Genomic DNA, 19,094 nt, shown 5'->3' with positions numbered 1-19,094 from the left:
GGAGAGGGAAAGCCCCGCGCTCCGCATGCCGGCCATGAGCCGGATACTAGAGACGGGAGCCTGGCTGCCCAACGATTTCTTTCGCGCTTGGTTATCCGTTTATCGCATGTGACGAAGACGGCACGCGCAGGCGGGAATCATCCTTTTGCCAGGAACAGGAACAGCGTCGGCTGCTTGTCCAGCTGCGGCGGCGGCTGCCGCTTCCAGTCGGCGATGCTGCAGGTCCGCACCCATTCCTGGTCGGTCGTGAGCGAACGGGCGATGCACAGCAGCGTCGTCGGCCGCAATGCGGCCAGGAGCGCGCCGTACATGGCGGCATTGCGGTAGGGCGTCTCGATCAGCATCTGGGTCTGGTTGTGCCGCGCCGAGGCCTGTTCCCACTCGCGCAGCTGGCGCGCGCGCTCGCCCGCATCCACCGGCGCGTAGCCGTGGAAAGCGAAGCGCTGGCCGTCGAGCCCGCTGGCCATGAGACCGAGCAGGATGGAGGACGGGCCGACCCAGGGCTGCACCCGAATGCCCATTTCATGCGCTGCCCGGGCGACGCGCGCACCGGGGTCGGCCACGGCCGGGCAACCGGCTTCGGAGACGAGGCCGATCTGACCGCCCGCCGCGATGGGCTTGAGCCAGGCCGCGATGTCGCGGTCGCCGGTCTTGGCGTCGAGCGTGTGGATGGTGATTTCCTGGATCGGACGCACCGTACCGATGGCCTTCAGGAAGGCACGCGCGGTCTTGGCGTTCTCGGCGATGTAGGTGTCCAGCTGCCCGGCCAGGGCGCGTGCCTCGGCCGGCAGCCAGCGCTCTGGCGGCGCATTGCCGAGGGAAACCGGGATCAGGTGCAGGATGCCGTGCGGGGATGCGTTCACGCGCGCGCCTCCTCCAGAGCGTCCAGCGGGTCGAGGCCGAATTCGGCAAGCAGCCTGGTCAGCGCGATCAGGGGCAGTCCGATGAGGGCGGTGGGGTCGTCGCTGTCTATCCGCTCCATGAGCGCGATGCCGAGGGCCTCGGCCTTGGCGCTGCCGGCCGTATCGAAGGGCCGTTCGGCTTCGAGGTAGGCGCGCAGCGCCCGATCCGGCAGGTCGCGCAGCGTGCAGCGGGTCACGACCGTGGCGCTGGCGGCGCGCCGGCCGTCGTCGACGGCCACGGCGGTGTGGAACGTCACGGTCCTGCCCCGCATGGCGCGCAGTTGCTCCAGCGCCTTGTCGAAGCTGCCCGGCTTGCCGATCGGGGCGTCGCCCAGGGTCGCGACCTGGTCCGAGCCGACCACCAGCGCGCCGGGGCGCGTCCGGCTGACCGCCCGCGCCTTGGCCAGCGCCAGGCGCAGGGCCAGGGCGGCGGGTTCCTCGCCGGGCAGGGGAGTCTCGTCCACGCCGGGCGGGACGACGGAAAAAGGCAGGCGCAGGCGTTCGAGCAGCTCGCGCCGATAAGGGGAGGTCGACGCGAGTACCAGCGACCGGGGACGGGATTCGGGAGTTGCCATGGTTGCCACGGGAGGGGTAAGTATTTGACTTGTTTGACTCTTTTTGAGCTTTCGCGCTATTATCCAACGTTTTCCCGGGCAGCTTTTTCTTTTGCTTTGGGGGGGCTTTCCAGGTCCTTTTCTGGCCTTTAGCCGACCCGGGAGCGTGGCGGAATTTTCCGGGAAGCACGTCGTGAAAAACGTCAGCGAAGCCGGCGCGGTGCGCCATATCGATGCGTTCGAGTTCGTCAGGCTCGGCCGCTCGCTCGAGGGCAGCACGCCGCTGGCGCGCTTCGTGCGTCTTCTCGAAGGGCTGCCCGAGCAGGATCCGGCGGCAGTGGTGCGCTGGTCGGCCCGGGCCGATCGCGGTCCCCTGGGTGAACCTCTGATCCGGCTCGATGTCGAAACCGTGCTTACCTTGCAGTGCCAGCGCTGCCTGGGGCCGCTGGCGACGCCCATCGAATCCGAAGTCGCGCTGCAGCTGGTCGAAACCGAAGCCGAGCTCGACGATCCCGATGTGTTCGACGAGTCCGACATGGACGCCATCGAGGCGGGGCGCGATTTCGAAAAGGTGCTGGGATCGCGCAGGTTCGACCTGCTCGAGCAGGTCGAGGACGAACTGATCCTGAGTGTCCCGTACGTGCCCAGGCACGACGTGTGCCCCTCGGGGGGCGGGAAGTCCGGCGATGCGCCGGACGACAAGCCTTCGCCGTTCGCGGTGCTGGCCGGATTGAAGACCCGGCCGGACGATGTCGGCAAATAAGCGACAGTTTTTGTGTATAGTCGCACCGGGCCGCGCTGCCTTGCTTCTGCGGGCAGCTGGGCGCGATGCGGGCGAATAAGCGATTGTTGTAAGCGTTTTCGTAGCAGTTTGGGTTTTTGGACGGCGTTTCGGGCAAGCCTGCGCAGACCGCCGTCATCATTCGAAAAGCAGGTTTTAGAACTCGCGGCGGTCACGCGTAGGCTTCTGGCTTACAATGCGCGCCGTTCCTAGGAGTCCAGTCACATGGCCGTTCAGCAAAACAAAAAGTCGCCCTCCAAGCGTGGTATGCACCGCGCCCACGATTTCCTCACCAATCCTCCCATCGCGGTCGAGCCGACCACGGGCGAGACGCACCTGCGTCATCACATCAGCCCCAATGGCATCTACCGCGGCCGCAAAGTCATCAAGACCAAGAACGACGAGTGATACCGAGCGACCCCGGGCAGTACCTTGCACTGGGGTCGTCACTCAGGGGTGGAATGCGGACGCCGCAAGGTCAAGAAGTCGGCATTTCACCCCTGGGCACTTGCGGAACCTTTTTCCCGGTCTTGTCTGTCCCGCCGAGCCAGGTTTGCCGATGACCGATACAGCTTTCGTCTGTAGAAAGCCGGGCGGCCGTTGCGAACGCGGGCAGTCGTCTCTGCGTCCATGGCTATGATCCGTATCGCGATCGATTGCATGGGAGGCGATTTCGGCCTGCCCGTGACGATTCCTGCTGCCCTGGCGTTTTCCGCCCGCCACCCTGGCACCGAACTGCTGCTGGTCGGCCTGGCCGACCAGATCGAGGCCCGCCTGGCGCACGCCAAGGCGTCCGCTTCCCAGCGCGAGCGGCTGCGCATCGTGCCGGCCTCGGAAGTCGTCACGATGGACGACAAGGTCGAGGTCGCGCTGCGCCGCAAGAAGGATTCCTCGATGCGCGTGGCCGCCGAACTCGTGCGCGACGGCAAGGCCGACGCCTGCGTGTCGGCCGGCAACACCGGCGCATGGATGGCGATTTCGCGCTATGTGCTCAAGACGCTCGACGGCATCGATCGTCCCGCCATCGCCAAGGCGATTCCCAACCAGTCGGGGGGCATGACGGTCATCCTCGATCTCGGCGCCAACGTCGACTGCACGGCGGAGCACCTGCTGCAATTCGCCATCATGGGATCGGCGCTGGTATCCAGCGTCGGCCACCGCGAGCGGCCCACCGTGGGCCTGCTCAACATCGGCGAGGAAGCCATCAAGGGCAACGACGTCGTCAAGCAGGCGGCCGAGCTCTTGCGCGGCAGCCCGCTCAATTTCCACGGCAACGTCGAAGGCAACGACATTTTCAAGGGCACGGTGGACGTCGTCGTCTGCGATGGCTTTGTTGGTAACATCGTGCTCAAGTCTTCCGAGGGCCTGGCCAAGATGCTGGGCGTGTTCATCAAGGAAGAGTTCAAGAGAAACCTGTTCACGTTGTTGATGGGCGCCATCGCCACGCCGGTGCTGAACCGCTTCCGGCGGCGAGTGGATCCGCGCCGCTACAACGGGGCGGCGCTGCTGGGATTGCGCGGCGTCGTCATCAAGAGCCATGGTTCCGCCGACGCCTATGCGTTCGAATGGGCCTTGCAGGACGCCTACGACGCGGTCGAGAGCGGCCTGCTCGCCCGGACTGCGCAGACCATCGCGCAGATAACGAGCGTGCCGGCAGGCGGGGCCGAGCAAGAGGCTGGCCTGGTGTCATCCTCGCATGGAGATATTGCATGAGTGCAACAGCGGCGCGTCCGTCCGGCAGTCCCGCTCCCGCGGTGTGGTCGAGAATCGTCGGTTCGGGCAGCTGCCTGCCCGAGCGCGTGGTCACCAACGACGAGCTCGCCGCCGAGCTCGCCCAGCGGGGCGTGGAAACCTCGGATGCCTGGATCGTCGAACGCACCGGCATCCGCCAGCGCCACATCGCCGAACGCGGCGTCACCTCGAGCGAACTCGGCACCGAGGCTGCGCGCCGCGCGCTGCAGGACGCCGGCGTCGAGGCCGCCGACATCGACCTGATCGTGGTCGCCACCTCCACGCCCGATTTCGTTTTTCCCAGCACCGCCTGCCTGATCCAGGCCAAGCTCGGCGCCTCGCGCGCCGCCGCCTTCGACGTGCAGGCCGTGTGCACCGGTTTCATCTATGCGCTGACCACCGCCGACAGCTTCGTGCGGGCCGGCCGCGCCCGCAGCGCGCTGGTCATCGGCACCGAGGTTTTCTCCCGCATCCTCGACTGGAACGATCGTTCCACCTGCGTGCTGTTCGGCGATGGCGCCGGCGCGGTGGTGCTCCAGGCTTCGCCGGAGCCCGGGGTGATGGCCGCCAAGCTGCATGCGGACGGCAGCCAGACCAAGATCCTTTGCGCGGCGGGCAACGTCGCCTATGGCGAAGTCACCGGCGATCCGTTCCTGCGCATGGAAGGGCAGGCCGTCTTCAAGCAGGCCGTGACGGTGCTCGACCGTGTCGCGCACGAAGTGGTCGAAGAGGCGGGCGTGCCGCTGTCCGACGTGGACTGGCTCATCCCCCACCAGGCCAACGTGCGCATTATCAATGCCACCGCCAAGCGCCTCGGCATTCCCCTCGAGCGGGTCGTCTCGACGGTGGACCTGCACGCCAACACCTCGGCCGCCAGCGTCCCGCTGGCCCTGGACGCCGCGCGGCGCGATGGCCGCGTCAAGCGGGGCGACCTGGTGATGCTGCAGGGCGTGGGCGGTGGATTCACCTGGGGCGCGGTGCTGGCCCGCATGTGAGCACCCAGGAAAACCAGATACAGGGTTCTTCCCATGACTAAAATCGCATTCGTTTTTCCCGGCCAAGGCTCGCAATCGGTCGGCATGCTCGACGGCTTCGCCGGCAATGCCGCCGTGGCCGACGTCGTGTCCCGCGCCGGCGCGGCGCTGGGCGAGGACCTGGCCGGCCTGATGGCCAACGGCCCGGCCGACAAGCTCAATCTCACCACTTACACCCAGCCCGTCATGCTGACTGCCGGCGTCGCCGCCTATGCCGCCTGGCAGGCCGCGGGCGGGCCGGCGCCGTCGGTGGTGGCCGGTCACAGCCTGGGCGAATACGCGGCGCTGGTCGCCGCCGGCGCGCTTACCCTCGAGGACGCCGTGCGCCTGGTCCGCATTCGTGCCGATGCCATGCAATCGGCGGTGCCCGTGGGGCAGGGCGGCATGGCCGCCATCCTGGGGCTGACGGACGACCAGGTGCGCGCCGCCTGCGCCGCCGCGGCCCAGTCCGAGGTGGTCGAGGCCGTCAATTTCAACGCCCCGGCCCAGGTCGTGATCGCCGGCCACAAGACCGCCGTGGAACGGGCCTGCGAGGCCGCCAAGCAGGCGGGCGCCAAACGCGCCCTCCCGCTGCCGGTGTCGGCGCCGTTCCACTCCAGCCTCATGCAGCCCGCCGCCCAGACGCTGGCCAAGGCCCTCGAGGCGATCGACATCCAGTCCCCGCGCATCCCGGTCCTGAACAACGTCGACGTGGCCGCGCCGACCCAGCCGGCGGCGATCGCCGACGCGCTGGTGCGCCAGGCCTGGCATCCGGTACGATGGGTGGAGACCATACAGACCATGCAGTCCCAGGGGATCACCCATATCGTCGAATGCGGTCCGGGCAAGGTGCTGACCGGCCTGGCCAAGCGCATCGCTCCCGAATTGACGGCGCTGGCGGTTACCGACCAGGCGACGCTTCAAGCTGCCTTGGAGGCCGTAGCCTCCAGGGCAGCTTGAAGGGGCCCCCTACGCGCTTACGCGCGCCCCCCAGGGGCGGCACTGGCGGACCGGCGGAGCCGGATCCGCTGTGCCCTGGCAAGACCGAGGGGTTGGGAAGGATGAATGGCGCGGAGCGGTGGCCGCGCCGGGTTGAAAGAAGGAAAAAATCATGGAATTGCAAGGCAAGGTCGCGCTGGTGACGGGCGCGTCGCGGGGGATAGGCAGGGCGATCGCGGCGGAGCTGGCCGCGCGGGGCGCTACCGTGATCGGTACCGCCACCACCCAGGCAGGTGCCGAGGCCATCACCGAGGCGCTGGCGGGTTTTCCGTCCAAGGGGCGGGGCGCGGTGCTGCAGGTCAACGATGGGGCCGCGGTGGACGCCCTGGTGGACGAAATCGGCAAGGCCGAGGGCGGCCCTCACATTTTGGTGAACAATGCCGGCATCACCCGGGATACACTCGCGATGCGCATGAAGGACGAGGATTGGACGGCGGTGATCGATACCAATCTGACGGCGGTTTTCCGCCTCTCGCGTGCCGTCATGCGGGGGATGATGAAGGCAAAATGGGGCCGCATCATCAATGTCACGTCCGTGGTCGGCTCCAGCGGCAACGCCGGGCAGGCCAATTATGCGGCCGCCAAGGCGGGGGTGGCCGGCATGACCCGGGCCCTGGCCCGGGAGCTGGGCAGCCGGAACATCACCGTCAATTGCGTGGCGCCGGGGTTCATCGATACCGACATGACCCGGGCCTTGGGAGAGGAACAAACCGGTGCCTTGCTGGGCCAGATTCCGTTGGGCCGCCTGGGGCGTCCCGAAGACATCGCCCACTGCGTCGCGTACCTGGCTTCGCCGGGGGCGGGCTATGTGACCGGCGCCACCTTGCACGTCAACGGCGGCATGTTCATGAATTGATTTCCGCGTATTGCGACCGCGATATGCATTCGTCCGGCCGGGGCGCTTTAGACAGGCGAGCTTGGCTATAATTCAGTTAGATATAGACCCTTTTGGAGGATCTCCATGGATAGCATCGAACAGCGCGTGAAGAAGATCGTCGCTGAGCAACTCGGCGTCAACGAGGCCGAGATCAAAAACGAATCTTCTTTTGTCGACGACCTCGGTGCCGATTCGCTCGATATGGTGGAACTCGTGATGGCGCTCGAAGACGAGTTCGAGACCGAGATTCCCGACGAGGAAGCAGAGAAGATCACGACCGTGCAGCAAGCCATCGACTACGTCGGTGCGCACATCAAGAAGTAAATAGTCGCTATGCGATGACGCAGGCGGCTCATCGGCCGCCTTCGTTTTTTAGGTTCGGCGCGGCCATGCGCGACCTTGCCGGGATCACGGCGGGAGGGCAGCTGCCGGATTCGCTTTTTCTGCGCGCACTTGAGGAGTAGTCAGTGAAGCGACGCGTCGTCATCACCGGTCTCGGTATCGTTTCCCCCGTGGGCAATGACATCGCCTCCGCATGGGACAACATCGTCAACGGCCGTTCAGGCATAGACCGCATCACCCGCTTCGACCCTACCGATTTCAACTGCCACATCGCTGGTGAAGTCAAAGGATTCGATGCCAGCCAGTTCATTCCCGCCAAGGAAGTGCGCCAGATGGATACCTTCATCCATTACGGCATCGCGGCCGGCGTGCAGGCCTTGCAGGACAGCGGGCTGGAAATCACCGATGCCAATGCCGAGCGCATCGGCGTCATCGTCGGCTCGGGCATCGGCGGCTTGCCCCGCATCGAGGAAACCGAAGCCGAATACCTGCAGCGCGGCGCGCGCCGCATCTCGCCTTATTTCGTCCCCGCATCGCTGATCAACCTGATCTCGGGCCAGTTGTCCATCCGCTTCGGCATGAAGGGCCCGAGCTACGCCGTGGTGTCGGCGTGCACGACCGGCCTGCACAGCATCGGCGACGCGGCCCGCCTGATCGAGTACGGCGACGCCGACGTCATGCTGGCCGGTGGCGCGGAATCGACGGTTTCGCCGCTGGGTATCGGCGGCTTTGCCGCCATGCGGGCGCTCTCCACCCGCAACGACGACCCCAAGACCGCTTCCCGTCCCTGGGACCGCGACCGCGACGGCTTCGTGCTGGGCGAGGGCGCCGGCGTGCTGGTGCTCGAGGAATACGAACATGCCAAGAAGCGCGGCGCGCGGATCTACGGCGAATTCGCCGGCTACGGCATGAGTTCCGACGCCCACCACATCACGGCCCCCGATCGCGAGGGACCGTGCCGCGGCATGATCAACGCGCTGCGCAACGGCGGGATCAACAAGGACGAGGTCCACTACGTCAATGCCCATGGCACCTCGACGCCGCTGGGCGACAAGAACGAGACCGAAGCCCTCAAGCTCGCCTTCGGCGACCACGCCAAGCAACTCGTGGTGAGCTCGACCAAGTCCATGACCGGGCACTTGCTGGGCGCGGCGGGCGGCATCGAGGCCGTGTTTACCACCCTGGCCGTCCATTACCAGGTCGCGCCGCCTACGATCAACATCTTCAATCAAGATCCCGAGTGCGATCTCGACTACTGCGCCAACCAGGCGCGGCCAATGAAGATCGATGTCGCGCTGTCGAATTCCTTCGGGTTCGGCGGTACCAACGGCACCATGATCGTACGCAAGGTCTGATTTGAGCGACATCGAGGCGCCGGGGGCGCCATTTTCCAGCCTGTCCATGCTGGCGCGCCTGCGGCGTTCGCGTCGCGCCGGCATGCTGGGACGGGGCATGGCCGTGGCCGCCGGCTGGGCGGCCACGGCCGGCGCCTATTTCGCGCTGGCCGGCTCTCCGCTGGCCTGGGCCGCTGCGCCGGCCGTGGGGCTGACGCTCGCCCTGGGGGCTATCGCAGTGCAGCAACGCCGCGGCTCGGCGTACCGGGCGATCGCGGTCGACGCCGGCGGCAACTGGATGCTGGCCGACGACAGCGGCTGGCGGCGCTTGCGGCCGCGGCGGATCTGGAGGTCGCCGCTGGGTTGGCTGACGCTGCAAGGGGATCTCGCTCCGCCGCCGGGGCGTCTCCATCGCCCTGTCCGTGCCACCGTCACGGTCTGGTCCGACAGCCTGGACGCCCGCGACTGGCGCCTGCTGCGCATCGCCGCCGCCTGGACCGAGCAGCGCGGCGAAGGCCTGCTGGTGAGCCCGCAGGCCCGCGACCCGCGCCTGGGGAACCCGGCATGACGAGCGAGCGCGACATCGACGCCGAGCTGGTCGCCCGCGTGCAGCGGGGCGACAAGAAGGCTTTCGAGCTCCTGATGCTGAAGTACCAGCGCAAGATCCTGCGCCTGCTGTCGCGCTTCATCCGGGATCCCAGCGAAGTCGAGGACGTCGCCCAGGAGGCCTTCATCAAGGCCTATCGTGCGCTGCCGCAGTTCCGCGGCGAGAGCGCCTTCTACACCTGGCTCTACCGCATTGCCATCAATACCGCCAAGAACCATCTGGTGGCCTCGGGCCGGCGGCCCAGCTCGCCGTCCGAGTACGAGAACGAAGACGGTGAAACTTTCGACGAAACCGATAACCTAAGTGATATCAACACGCCAGAATCCATGATGGCGACTCGCGAAATTGCCGAAACGGTCAATTTGGCGATCGAGGCTCTCCCCGAAGAGCTGCGAACGGCTATCGTGTTGCGTGAAATTGAAGGAATGAGCTATGAGGACATCGCGCAGTCGATGGGATGTCCCATAGGCACCGTGCGCTCCCGAATTTTCCGGGCGCGCGAAGCGATAGCGGCCCGGTTGAGGCCCCTGTTGGGTACCCAGGACGACAAGCGGTGGTAGCCAAGGGGATGCGGGCTGGCATGAAGTTTAGGCAAAATGGCAGGTAACCGGGCTATCGGTAGCCCCGGAGGTTATGGAAATGCAGGTGACATCGCATCGGAGTGAGTCCGTCGGTTCAGGCCAGGCGGCGGCCGCGTCTGCTCTGGATGTCCAGGACGGACTGCAGCAGGCCCAGGTCGAGGAGTGGCTGTCGGCCTACATGGACGGCGAGCTCGACGCCGCCGACGGCGCGTTGGCCGCCGGCTCCGCCCGGTTGTCCGCCCACCTGGCGAGCGCCGAAGGCCAGGCCGACTGGGACCTCTATCATTTGATCGGCGACGTGGTGCGGACCCCCGAGCTGGCGCTGCCCGTATCGGCCGGTTTCCATCAGCGGTTCCTGGAGGCGCTCGAACAGGAGGCCTCCATCGTCGCCGCCCCCCGGCGGCCAGCTTCCCGCCGCTTCATGACACGCTACGGTTTCCCCGGCCTGGCCGCGGCGGCGGCTGTCGCGTCGGTCACATGGATCGCCCAGCCTTATTTCGGAGGGCAGGGCGTGCCGGTCGAGTTCTCCGCCAGCGCGCAACCGGCCGCCGCGCCGGCCATCGTCCCGGTGTCCGCGCCGGCGCGTGCGCGCCGGGCCGACCAGCAGGTCGACGTTTCGCTGGGCGAGTATCTCGACGCGCACAGGCAGATCGCCGGGCGCAGCGCCATTCGCCAGGTTTCCGCCACCTCTGTCGAATCCCCCGCAGGACAACGTTGAAGGAAGGTCTCGTGTCGGAGGTCAGTCGTTCGGTCGTGGTGTCGCCCACCCGTTTTCTGGCGTTTGCCGTACTTTGCCTGCTGCCGGTGGCCATCCAGGCGCAGACCCCGACCCCGGCGGCGCCGGCCAACGATATCGAATTGCTGCAGCGCATCCAGGCTTCGGCGCGCGAACTCGATTATTCCGGCGTCTTTGCCTACCAGCAGGGCGCGTCCATGCAGTCGTCCCGCATCACCCATGTGTTCGACGGCAAGAGCGAGCGCGAGCGGCTGGAGCTGCTCGATGGCCAGCCGCTCGAATTCCTGCGCAAGGACGACGAGATCAAATGCCTGTTGCCGGAAAAGCGCGCAGTCCTGGTCGAGACCCGTACCGCGCGCGACCGCTTTCCCGGCCTGATGATCGGCAACGCCGAGCAACTGGTCGAACACTACGAGGTCAGCGTCGAGCGCGAACCCCAGCGGGTGGCCGACCGCGACTGCCAGGTCATCACGCTGCGTCCCCGGGACAATGACCGCTACGGCTACCGTCTCTGTGCGGACAGCAGCTCGGGCCTGCTGCTGCGGGCGCAGACGCTGTCCCCCGAAGACGAGGTCGTCGAGCAAGTGGCCTTCATTGCCTTGCAGGTGGGGGCCGACGTCGACCGCAAGCAGCTCAAGCCGCGCTGGAAGACCGAGGGCTGGCGCGTGGTGCGCACCCACTTGAATCCGGTCAAGCTGGCCGACCTGGGCTGGAAGGTGGGGGAACCCGCCGGTTTCCACAAGATGATGGAAGTGCAGCGCTCGATGGGAGGCAAGCCCGACGTCAAGCAGGTCATGCTCTCGGATGGCCTGGCGGCGATATCCGTTTTCATCGAACCCTATAGCGAGGCGCATCCGCGCCAGGTCGGGCCGGGCTCGCGGGGCGCCATCCACGTGGTCGGGCGCCGGCTGGGCGACCACTGGATCACTGTACTTGGCGAGGCGCCGCTGGGTACCATTCAACAAATCGCCGATTCGATAAGCTACACGCCGGTTTCCGCGCGCAAGCCCTGATCGCGGCCGGCTTCTCGTCTTTCTTTACCCGGAGCTTACATGTCAGCAGTTCTCCACCCGGCTGCCCGCCACCCGCACGACATGAACCCTCGACACCCTTCACCCTCCGGCGTTCTCGCCCGGGGGCGCGGCGTCGCCCGCAAGGCCTTCCTGGCGCTGGCCGCCGCGCTGTTCCTGGTGGCGGGGCAGGTCGAGGCGCAGGCCCAGACCCGCGCCTTGCCCGACTTCACCGACCTGGTGGCCAAGGCCGACCCGGCCGTGGTCAACATCCGCACCACGGCCCGAGCCGTGGCGAGGGGCGGCCCGTTCGGCGGGGGCCAGGATCCGTACGAGCTGTTCCGCTGGTTCTTCGGCCCCGACTTCGTTCCGCCGGGCCGCAATCCCCGCGCGCCGGCCCCGCCCAACGACGAGGGGCAGGAAGTCCCGCGCGGCGTGGGCTCGGGTTTCTTCATCTCCTCCGACGGCTACATCCTGACCAACCATCACGTGGTCAACGGCGCCGATGACATCTACGTCACCTTGACCGACCGGCGGGAGTTCAAGGCCAAGGTCATCGGTTCGGACGAGCGTACCGACGTCGCGCTGATCAAGATCGACGCCACCGGCACCACCGCCCTGAAGGCGGGTGATCCCACCCAGCTGCGCAAGGGCGAGTGGGTCATGGCGATCGGCTCGCCGTTCGGGCTCGACTCCACGGTCACCGCCGGCATCGTCAGCGCCACCGGCCGCGATACCGGCGACTACCTGCCGTTCATCCAGACCGACGTGGCGGTCAATCCCGGCAACTCCGGCGGTCCGCTCCTGAACATGCGCGGCGAGGTGGTGGGGATCAACTCCCAGATCATTTCCCGCAGCGGCGGTTTCATGGGTATTTCCCTGGCCATTCCGATCGACGAGGCCATGCGCGTGGCCGACCAGCTGCGCGCTTCGGGCCGGGTCATACGCGGCCGCATCGGCGTGCAGATCGGCGAAGTCAGCAAGGAAGTGGCCGACGCCATCGGGTTGGGCCGCACCGCGGGCGCCTCGGTAGGCATGGTCGAGCCGGGCAGCCCGGCCGAGAAGGCTGGCATCGAGCCGGGCGACGTCATCCTGAAGTTCAACGGCAAGACCATCGAACGGTCGTCCGACCTGCCGCGCACGGTGGGCGAGACCAAGCCCGGCACCAAGGCGACCATCCAGGTCTGGCGGCGCGGTGGTACGCGCGACCTGACCATCACGGTGGGCGAGCTGGAGCCCGAAAAGAGCGCGGCGGCCCGTCCCGACGAAGGTGGCAGCCAGGCCCAGAAGACCAATGCGCTGGGCCTGGTGGTGTCGGACGTGCCGGCCGCCCGCCGCCGTGAGCTGCGGATCCGTGGCGGGGTGCAGGTGGATGCCGCCGACGGGCCGGCCGCCCGGGCGGGCATCCGCCAGGGCGACGTGTTGCTGGCGCTCGACAATACCGAAATCACCGGCGCCTCGCAGTTCAACGGCCTGGTCGCCAAGCTGGACCGCAGCCGGGGTCATGTCGTGCTGGTCAGGCGCGACGAACTCACCCAGTGGGTGCCGATCCGGCCCGCACGGTAGTCGGGCAGACATCCGCGCTCGGCGGTAAAATGCCGGGTCGCGGCAAATCACACCGGCGGCGGGGGTTCCCCCCCCGCGGCCGGGCACAGGCGGGGCGCGTTGCGCCCCCTTTTTTTGCAAGGGGTTCGCCCCGCGCGACAAAAGCTCGTACAACGCTGTCCCCAGGGCACAGCGGATCCGGCTTTGCCGGTCCGCCAGTGCCGCCCCCTCGAGGGGGAGCGGCCGCAGGCCGCGCAGGGGTGGGCTCACACCTTCGGATCGCATGCAGCACATTCGCAATTTCTCCATCATTGCCCACATCGACCACGGCAAATCGACGCTTGCCGACCGCATCATCCATCGCTGCGGAGGCTTGTCCGATCGGGAGATGGAGGCCCAGGTCCTCGACTCGATGGATATCGAGCGCGAGCGCGGCATCACGATCAAGGCCCAGACGGCGGCGCTGCGTTACGAGGCGCGCGACGGCAAGGTCTACAACCTGAACCTGATCGATACCCCGGGGCACGTCGATTTCTCTTATGAGGTAAGCCGGTCGCTGTCCGCCTGCGAGGGCGCCCTGCTGGTGGTCGACGCCTCGCAAGGCGTGGAGGCGCAGACCGTCGCGAATTGCTACACGGCGATCGAGCTCGGCGTGGAGGTGGTGCCCGTGCTGAACAAGATGGACCTGCCCCAGGCGGACCCGGAAGGGGCCAAGCAGGAAATCGAGGAGGTCATCGGAATCCCGGCGGACGATGCCATTCCCGCCAGCGCCAAGACCGGCATGGGGATAGACGACATCCTGGAAGCGGTGATCGCCCGCATCCCGCCGCCCGAGGGCAATCCGGATGCGCCGCTGCAGGCGCTGATCATCGATTCCTGGTTCGACAACTACGTCGGCGTGGTGATGCTGGTGCGCGTGGTCAACGGCGTGCTCAAGCCCAAGGAAAAGCTGCTGTTCATGGCCACCGGGGCCTCGCACCTGTGCGAGCAGGTCGGCGTGTTCACGCCCAAGTCCGAGTCTCGCACGCAGTTGTCGGCAGGGGAGGTGGGCTTCGTCATCGCCGGCATCAAGGAGCTCAAGCACGCCAAGGTGGGCGATACCATCACGCATGCCGGCAAGTCCGCCGCGGCGCCGCTGCCCGGCTTCAAGGAAGTCAAGCCGCAGGTGTTCGCGGGCCTCTATCCGGTGGAGTCCAGCGAATATGACGCCCTGCGCGACTCGCTGGAAAAGCTCAAGCTCAACGATGCCGCGCTGATGTACGACCCCGAGGTGTCGCAGGCGCTGGGCTTCGGCTTCCGCTGCGGCTTCCTGGGGCTGCTGCACATGGAAATCGTGCAGGAGCGGCTCGAGCGCGAGTTCGACATGGACCTCATCACCACCGCGCCGTCGGTGGTCTATGAGGTCGAGCTGCGCGACGGATCGGTGGTGATGGTCGACAGCCCCTCCAAGATGCCCGAGGTCGGGCGCATCGCCGATGTGCGCGAGCCCATCGTCACGGTGACGCTGTTCATGCCGCAGGAGTATGTCGGACCGGTCATCACGCTGTGCACGGCCAAGCGCGGCATCCAGGTCAACATGGCCTACCACGGCCGCCAGGTGCATCTGACCTACGAGATCCCGCTGGCCGAGATCGTCCTCGATTTCTTCGACAAGCTGAAATCGGTATCGCGCGGGTACGCCTCCATGGACTACGAGTTCAAGGAATACCGCAGTGCCGACGTGGTGCGCGTGGACCTGCTGATCAACGGCGACAAGGTCGATGCCCTTTCGCTTATCGTGCACCGCGCCAATGCCCGGGCGCGGGGACGCGACGTGACTACGCGGATGCGAGAGCTGATACCACGCCAGATGTACGACGTCGCGATCCAGGCGGCGATCGGCGCCGAGGTGATCGCGCGCGAAAACGTCAAGGCTCTGCGCAAGAACGTGCTGGCCAAGTGCTACGGCGGCGACATCACCCGCAAGAAGAAGCTGCTGGAAAAGCAGAAGGCCGGCAAGAAGCGCATGAAGCAGGTCGGCAGCGTCGAGATTCCGCAAGAGGCTTTCCTGGCCATTCTGCAGGTGGAGGACAAATGATTAATGGTGTGTTGAACCAAATTGGGGAGAAGGCGACATGAGCCTGAATTTCGCGCTGATTCTGTTCGTGCTGCTGATCGTGACGGGCATCGTCTGGGTGTTCGATCGCGTATCGCTGCGGCCGCAGCGTAACCAGCGCATGGCCCGTGCCGCCGCCGACTTCGATGCCGGCCGTGCCCAATCGGTGCGCGCCGCCAGCGGCGACGCGGAAGCGGCGCGCCAGCGCCAGGAAGCCGTCGACCGCGCGGGCAAGATGCCGTGGTGGGTGGAGTACTCGGTCAGCTTTTTCCCGGTCATCCTGTTCGTGTTCGTGCTGCGTTCGTTCGTGGTCGAGCCCTTCCGCATCCCCTCGGGATCCATGATGCCGACGCTGCAGATCGGCGATCTCATCCTGGTCAACAAGTTCTCTTACGGGCTGCGCCTGCCCATCGTCGACAAGAAAGTGGTTCCCCTGGGCGACCCCCAGCGCGGCGACGTCATTGTCTTCCGCTACCCGGTCGATCCGCAGGTCGACTACATCAAGCGCGTGATCGGGGTGCCGGGGGACGAGGTCGCCTATCTGAACAAACGGCTGACCATCAATGGACAGGAAATACCCACGACGTCGAAGGGGGAATATTTCGATCCCGACCGGGTCTCGTACGCCACGCTGTATGAGGAAAACATCAAGGGCGTAGAGCACCAGATATTGATAGATGAGCGCAGATCGCCGGAAATCGAGCCGTTCGGAAGCTTTCCGAACCGACAGGCGTGTCAGTATTCCCGCGAAGGGGTGCGTTGCAAAGTGCCCGCAGGCAATTATTTTGTCATGGGCGATAATCGGGACAACAGTGCGGACAGCCGGTATTGGGGGTTTGTGCCCGATTCGAATATCGTAGGAAAGGCGTTTTTCGTCTGGATGAATTTCGGAGACCTGAAACGGATTGGCCGCTTCCATTGATATTTTTCGCCATGCGCCACACTGCATGAAACAGACAACCATCTCCCTTGGCGCCGAGACGAGTGCGGCCTGGCCTGCCTGGCGGCCGCGCGCGGAAATCCCGTGCGCGGGTACCGGCAGCCGGGTCGCCTTGCGGGCCTCTTGTCCCAGGGCGCAGCGGATCCGGCCTGGCCGGCCCGCCGGCGCCGCCCCCCGGGGGGCGCGCGCGGCGCGCAGGGGGGGGAGATCTTGAACGCTCTGGAAACCAGCCTGGACTACAGCTTCAGGAACAAGAGCCTGCTGGAGCAGGCCCTGACTCATCGCAGTCATAGCAGCAAGCACAACGAACGATTGGAATTCCTGGGCGACAGCGTGCTCAATTGCGCGATCGCTTCCTTGCTCTACGACCGTTTCGCTCGCATCGACGAGGGCGATCTCTCGCGCCTGCGCGCCAACCTGGTCAAGCAGGCCTCCCTTGCGGAGATCGCGCAGCGCGTGGAACTGTCCCGTTTCCTGCGGTTGGGCGAAGGGGAGCTGAAAAGCGGCGGATTCCGCCGGCCCTCGATCCTGGCCGATACGCTGGAAGCCATATTCGGCGCCATTTTCATGGATGGCGGCTTCGATGCCGCCAGCAAGGTGATCGCGCGGCTCTACAAGCCGGTGCTCGAAACCGTGGATCCCAAGACGCTGGGCAAGGATGCCAAGACGCTGCTGCAGGAGTACCTGCAGGGCCGCAAGATCGCGCTGCCCGTCTACACGGTGGTGGCGACCCACGGCGCGGCGCACAGCCAGGAGTTCGAGGTGGAGTGCGCCATTCCGAAGCTGGAGGTCCAGGTGGTCGGTATCGGCGGCAGCCGCCGCGCCGCCGAGCAGGCGGCCGCCAAGCAGGCGCTCGAGGCCGCGCTGGCGGCCAATCCCACGCCCGCCAAGCGTGCCCCCCGAGCCCGCAAGACGGCGCAGTTGTCCCTGCCGGTCGCGGTAGCCCAGGAAGTGGCCGAGGAGCCCGCCGCCGCCCCCGTGGCGGCCGGCAAGGCTGCCACGGCCACCTCCCGGGCGCCTGCGGCCGAAACGGCCTCCGCCAAGGCCGCCCCTGAACCCGCTCCCGCCAAGCCTGCCGCCGCGGAGAGCGGTGGCACCAAGGCCGCCTCTTCCGATGGCGCCGGCGCCGCCAAGGCCCCGCCTTCGGCGGCCGCCGAGGCCAAGGTCGCACTCTCGGCGTCCGCGCCCAAGAAATGAACACATCGTCCGCATCTTCCGCCGCAAGCCGTTGCGGCTTCGTCGCCATCGTCGGCCGGCCCAACGTCGGCAAGTCCACCTTGTTGAACGCGCTCATCGGCGCCAAGGTCAGCATCGTTTCGCGCAAGGCCCAGACCACCCGTCATCGCATCCATGGCGTCTATACCCGCGGGCACGAACAGTTCGTGTTCGTCGATACCCCCGGTTTCCAGACCCGCCACGGGGGCGCGATGAACCGCATGATGAACCGCGTCGTCACGCAAGCCCTGGCCGACGTGGACGTGGTCGTGCACGTGGTGGAGGCGGGCAAGTGGTCCGAAGGCGACGCCAACCTGCTGCCGCTCCTGCCGGCGCGGGCGCGCCGCGTGCTGGCGGTGAACAAGACCGACCTGCTCAAGGACCGCGATGCGCTGTTTCCTTTCGTGGCGCGCATCACGCAGCAGCATCCCTATGATGCGGTGGTGCCGGTCAGCGCAGCCAAGTCCCGCCAGCTCGACCATTTGCTGGACGAGATCGCCAAGGGTCTGCCCGAAGGCGAGCCGATGTTCGAGGAAGACACGCTGACCGACCGGCCGGTGCGCTTTATCGCCAGCGAGCTGATCCGCGAGAAGATCTTCCGCCTGGTGGGCGACGAGTTGCCATATGGCTCGACCGTGGTTATCGAGCAATGGGAAGAAAAACCGCGGCTGACCCGCATCGCGGCCTGTGTCATCGTCGACCGCGACAGCCACCGGCCCATCCTGCTGGGGGCTGGCGGCGAGCGCATGAAGCGCATCGCCACCGAGGCCCGCCAGGACATTGCCAAGCTGCTCGACCAGCCCGTGCACCTGGAAATCTACGTGAAGGTGCGCAAGGGCTGGGCCGAGCGCGAGAGCGCGCTGCGCGACCTGGGCTATGAGTAAATCGCGGGAGCCCGCGGCGCCGGACGAGACCCTTGCCGGCGCCCCGGGATCGCTGTTCCGCAGGACGCCGCTACCCGATGCGCCCGCTCCCAAGCCGGCGCGGCGCAGCCGCGGCCATCGCGTGGACGAGGCGCCGGCTTTCCTGCTCCACAGCTATCCCTATCGCGAGACCTCGCTGATCCTCGACGTGTTTACCCGGTCGCACGGCAGGCTGGCGCTGGTGGCCAAAGGCGCCAAGCGGCCCCATTCGGCGCTGCGGCCGGTGCTCATCGCCTTCCAGCGGCTCAGCCTGTCCTGGACCGGAGCGGGCGAGATCAAGACCCTGACGCGGGCCGAGTGGTCGGGGCCGCCCCAGCGCCTGGAGGGTGCGGCGGCGATGTCGGGCTGGTACCTGAACGAGTTGCTGCTGCGCCTGCTGGGCCGCGACGATCCCCACGAGTCCCTGTACGACGCCTACGCCGACGCCTTGTCGCGCCTGGCCCTGCATCCGCGGCTATCGGCCGCCTTGCGCGAGTTCGAGTGGCGGCTGCTGTGCGAGATCGGCTATGGCTTCGATCCGGCCGCCACCGGCGAAGGGAGTCCCGTGCGGGCCGGCGCGCGCTACCGCGTGGCGCTGGAGGCGGGGCCGGAACCGGAAGAGGGCGATCCGCCGCCGCAGGGCACGCCCATCTCCGGCACGGCCCTGCTGGCCCTCGCCGAAGGCCGCTTCGATGACGCCGCGGCGGAGCCGGAGCTGCGCCGGCTGCTGCGCGAACGGCTGGACTATCATATGAGCGGCCGGCCTATGGCGACGCGGCAGGTGTTGCGTGACCTACAGGTTTTTGTCCCCCCCCTACGCGCTTACGCGCGCCCCCCGGGCGGCGATGCGAGCGGACTGGCGGAGCCAGATCCGCCGCATCCTGGAGGTGAATAGGGGGAGGGGTGATGAAACATGGAAATTGAGCTGCT

At 66.9% G+C, this 19,094-nt stretch carries 20 protein-coding genes; 18 read left to right on the top strand and 2 right to left on the bottom strand.

Annotation, left to right across the window (positions count from 1 at the left end; translation table 11 throughout):
- Nucleotides 1-137 precede the first annotated feature (137 nt).
- A complete protein-coding gene (locus tag CDO44_RS03830; RefSeq protein ID WP_198951290.1) occupies nucleotides 138-863 on the bottom strand; it encodes an SAM-dependent methyltransferase in 726 nt (241 codons plus the stop codon).
- Nucleotides 860-1,477, bottom strand: coding sequence for a Maf family nucleotide pyrophosphatase (locus CDO44_RS03825; RefSeq protein WP_087779072.1), 618 nt, complete (start codon nucleotides 1,475-1,477; stop codon nucleotides 860-862). The genes CDO44_RS03830 and CDO44_RS03825 overlap by 4 nt, the downstream gene beginning before the upstream one ends.
- 172 nt (nucleotides 1,478-1,649) lie before the next feature.
- On the opposite strand from CDO44_RS03825, the gene CDO44_RS03820 reads away from it, so the two are divergent.
- The 18 genes from CDO44_RS03820 to recO all read left to right on the top strand — a co-directional run bounded on the left by CDO44_RS03820 (nucleotide 1,650) and on the right by recO (nucleotide 19,059).
- A complete protein-coding gene (locus CDO44_RS03820; protein ID WP_087779070.1) occupies nucleotides 1,650-2,219 on the top strand; it encodes a DUF177 domain-containing protein in 570 nt (189 codons plus the stop codon).
- Nucleotides 2,220-2,462: 243 nt separating this feature from the next.
- Complete coding sequence (gene rpmF, locus CDO44_RS03815; protein WP_087779068.1) at nucleotides 2,463-2,645, top strand: 50S ribosomal protein L32; 183 nt, start codon at nucleotides 2,463-2,465, stop codon at nucleotides 2,643-2,645.
- Between the two features lie 228 nt (nucleotides 2,646-2,873).
- Nucleotides 2,874-3,950 (top strand): phosphate acyltransferase PlsX, encoded by a 1,077-nt coding sequence (gene plsX / locus CDO44_RS03810; protein ID WP_087779066.1) that lies wholly within the window; start codon nucleotides 2,874-2,876, stop codon nucleotides 3,948-3,950.
- Entirely contained in the window at nucleotides 3,947-4,963 is a 1,017-nt protein-coding gene (locus CDO44_RS03805) for a beta-ketoacyl-ACP synthase III (protein WP_087779064.1), read from the top strand. The genes plsX and CDO44_RS03805 overlap by 4 nt, the downstream gene beginning before the upstream one ends.
- Nucleotides 4,964-4,996: 33 nt before the next feature.
- Nucleotides 4,997-5,941, top strand: a complete 945-nt coding sequence (gene fabD / locus CDO44_RS03800; protein WP_087779062.1) for an ACP S-malonyltransferase — start codon at nucleotides 4,997-4,999, stop codon at nucleotides 5,939-5,941.
- 151 nt (nucleotides 5,942-6,092) lie between these two features.
- A complete protein-coding gene (gene fabG / locus CDO44_RS03795; protein WP_087779060.1) occupies nucleotides 6,093-6,836 on the top strand; it encodes a 3-oxoacyl-ACP reductase FabG in 744 nt (247 codons plus the stop codon).
- A 105-nt stretch (nucleotides 6,837-6,941) separates the two neighbouring features.
- The gene (gene acpP, locus CDO44_RS03790; RefSeq protein WP_087779058.1) at nucleotides 6,942-7,181 is read left to right on the top strand and encodes an acyl carrier protein; all 240 of its coding nucleotides are present in this window, start codon (nucleotides 6,942-6,944) and stop codon (nucleotides 7,179-7,181) included.
- 143 nt (nucleotides 7,182-7,324) lie between these two features.
- Nucleotides 7,325-8,554, top strand: coding sequence for a beta-ketoacyl-ACP synthase II (gene fabF, locus CDO44_RS03785; RefSeq protein WP_087779054.1), 1,230 nt, complete (start codon nucleotides 7,325-7,327; stop codon nucleotides 8,552-8,554).
- Nucleotide 8,555: 1 nt separating this feature from the next.
- Nucleotides 8,556-9,101: a hypothetical protein gene (locus tag CDO44_RS03780; RefSeq protein WP_087779052.1), complete on the top strand. Its 546-nt coding sequence runs from the start codon at nucleotides 8,556-8,558 to the stop codon at nucleotides 9,099-9,101.
- On the top strand, nucleotides 9,098-9,700 hold the full coding sequence (gene rpoE / locus CDO44_RS03775) for an RNA polymerase sigma factor RpoE (RefSeq protein WP_087779050.1): 603 nt from the start codon (nucleotides 9,098-9,100) through the stop codon (nucleotides 9,698-9,700). The genes CDO44_RS03780 and rpoE overlap by 4 nt, the downstream gene beginning before the upstream one ends.
- A 142-nt stretch (nucleotides 9,701-9,842) precedes the next feature.
- Entirely contained in the window at nucleotides 9,843-10,439 is a 597-nt protein-coding gene (locus CDO44_RS03770; protein ID WP_369824506.1) for a sigma-E factor negative regulatory protein, read from the top strand.
- A gap of 11 nt (nucleotides 10,440-10,450) precedes the next feature.
- A complete protein-coding gene (locus CDO44_RS03765; protein WP_158213199.1) occupies nucleotides 10,451-11,470 on the top strand; it encodes a MucB/RseB C-terminal domain-containing protein in 1,020 nt (339 codons plus the stop codon).
- A gap of 81 nt (nucleotides 11,471-11,551) precedes the next feature.
- Nucleotides 11,552-13,033, top strand: a complete 1,482-nt coding sequence (locus CDO44_RS03760; protein ID WP_087779046.1) for a DegQ family serine endoprotease — start codon at nucleotides 11,552-11,554, stop codon at nucleotides 13,031-13,033.
- 262 nt (nucleotides 13,034-13,295) lie between these two features.
- Nucleotides 13,296-15,089 carry a translation elongation factor 4 gene (gene lepA / locus CDO44_RS03755; protein ID WP_087779044.1) on the top strand — a complete coding sequence of 598 codons (1,794 nt, stop codon included), beginning with the start codon at nucleotides 13,296-13,298 and terminating at the stop codon, nucleotides 15,087-15,089.
- A gap of 37 nt (nucleotides 15,090-15,126) precedes the next feature.
- Nucleotides 15,127-16,029, top strand: coding sequence for a signal peptidase I (gene lepB / locus CDO44_RS03750; RefSeq protein ID WP_087779042.1), 903 nt, complete (start codon nucleotides 15,127-15,129; stop codon nucleotides 16,027-16,029).
- 228 nt (nucleotides 16,030-16,257) lie between these two features.
- On the top strand, nucleotides 16,258-17,244 hold the full coding sequence (gene rnc, locus CDO44_RS03745) for a ribonuclease III (RefSeq protein ID WP_233146029.1): 987 nt from the start codon (nucleotides 16,258-16,260) through the stop codon (nucleotides 17,242-17,244).
- Nucleotides 17,241-18,146, top strand: coding sequence for a GTPase Era (gene era / locus CDO44_RS03740; protein WP_087779040.1), 906 nt, complete (start codon nucleotides 17,241-17,243; stop codon nucleotides 18,144-18,146). The genes rnc and era overlap by 4 nt, the downstream gene beginning before the upstream one ends.
- Nucleotides 18,139-19,059 (top strand): DNA repair protein RecO, encoded by a 921-nt coding sequence (gene recO / locus CDO44_RS03735; protein WP_087779038.1) that lies wholly within the window; start codon nucleotides 18,139-18,141, stop codon nucleotides 19,057-19,059. The genes era and recO overlap by 8 nt, the downstream gene beginning before the upstream one ends.
- Nucleotides 19,060-19,094: the final 35 nt, after the last annotated feature.

Source organism: Pigmentiphaga sp. NML080357, from assembly GCF_002188465.1.
Classification (GTDB): domain Bacteria; phylum Pseudomonadota; class Gammaproteobacteria; order Burkholderiales; family Burkholderiaceae_B; genus Pigmentiphaga.
This window is presented reverse-complemented; position numbering and strand designations above follow the sequence as displayed.

What these genes read in the sequence shown, in the direction of transcription:
- era (WP_087779040.1), top strand. Translation starts at nt 17,241, where the DNA reads ATGAACACATCGTCCGCATCTTCCGCCGCAAGCCGTTGCGGCTTCGTC.
- rpmF (WP_087779068.1), top strand. Translation starts at nt 2,463, where the DNA reads ATGGCCGTTCAGCAAAACAAAAAGTCGCCCTCCAAGCGTGGTATGCAC.
- fabG (WP_087779060.1), top strand. Translation starts at nt 6,093, where the DNA reads ATGGAATTGCAAGGCAAGGTCGCGCTGGTGACGGGCGCGTCGCGGGGG.
- plsX (WP_087779066.1), top strand. Translation starts at nt 2,874, where the DNA reads ATGATCCGTATCGCGATCGATTGCATGGGAGGCGATTTCGGCCTGCCC.
- fabD (WP_087779062.1), top strand. Translation starts at nt 4,997, where the DNA reads ATGACTAAAATCGCATTCGTTTTTCCCGGCCAAGGCTCGCAATCGGTC.
- CDO44_RS03805 (WP_087779064.1), top strand. Translation starts at nt 3,947, where the DNA reads ATGAGTGCAACAGCGGCGCGTCCGTCCGGCAGTCCCGCTCCCGCGGTG.
- CDO44_RS03760 (WP_087779046.1), top strand. Translation starts at nt 11,552, where the DNA reads ATGAACCCTCGACACCCTTCACCCTCCGGCGTTCTCGCCCGGGGGCGC.
- CDO44_RS03825 (WP_087779072.1), bottom strand. Translation starts at nt 1,477, where the DNA reads ATGGCAACTCCCGAATCCCGTCCCCGGTCGCTGGTACTCGCGTCGACC.
- rpoE (WP_087779050.1), top strand. Translation starts at nt 9,098, where the DNA reads ATGACGAGCGAGCGCGACATCGACGCCGAGCTGGTCGCCCGCGTGCAG.
- lepA (WP_087779044.1), top strand. Translation starts at nt 13,296, where the DNA reads ATGCAGCACATTCGCAATTTCTCCATCATTGCCCACATCGACCACGGC.
- acpP (WP_087779058.1), top strand. Translation starts at nt 6,942, where the DNA reads ATGGATAGCATCGAACAGCGCGTGAAGAAGATCGTCGCTGAGCAACTC.
- lepB (WP_087779042.1), top strand. Translation starts at nt 15,127, where the DNA reads ATGAGCCTGAATTTCGCGCTGATTCTGTTCGTGCTGCTGATCGTGACG.
- recO (WP_087779038.1), top strand. Translation starts at nt 18,139, where the DNA reads ATGAGTAAATCGCGGGAGCCCGCGGCGCCGGACGAGACCCTTGCCGGC.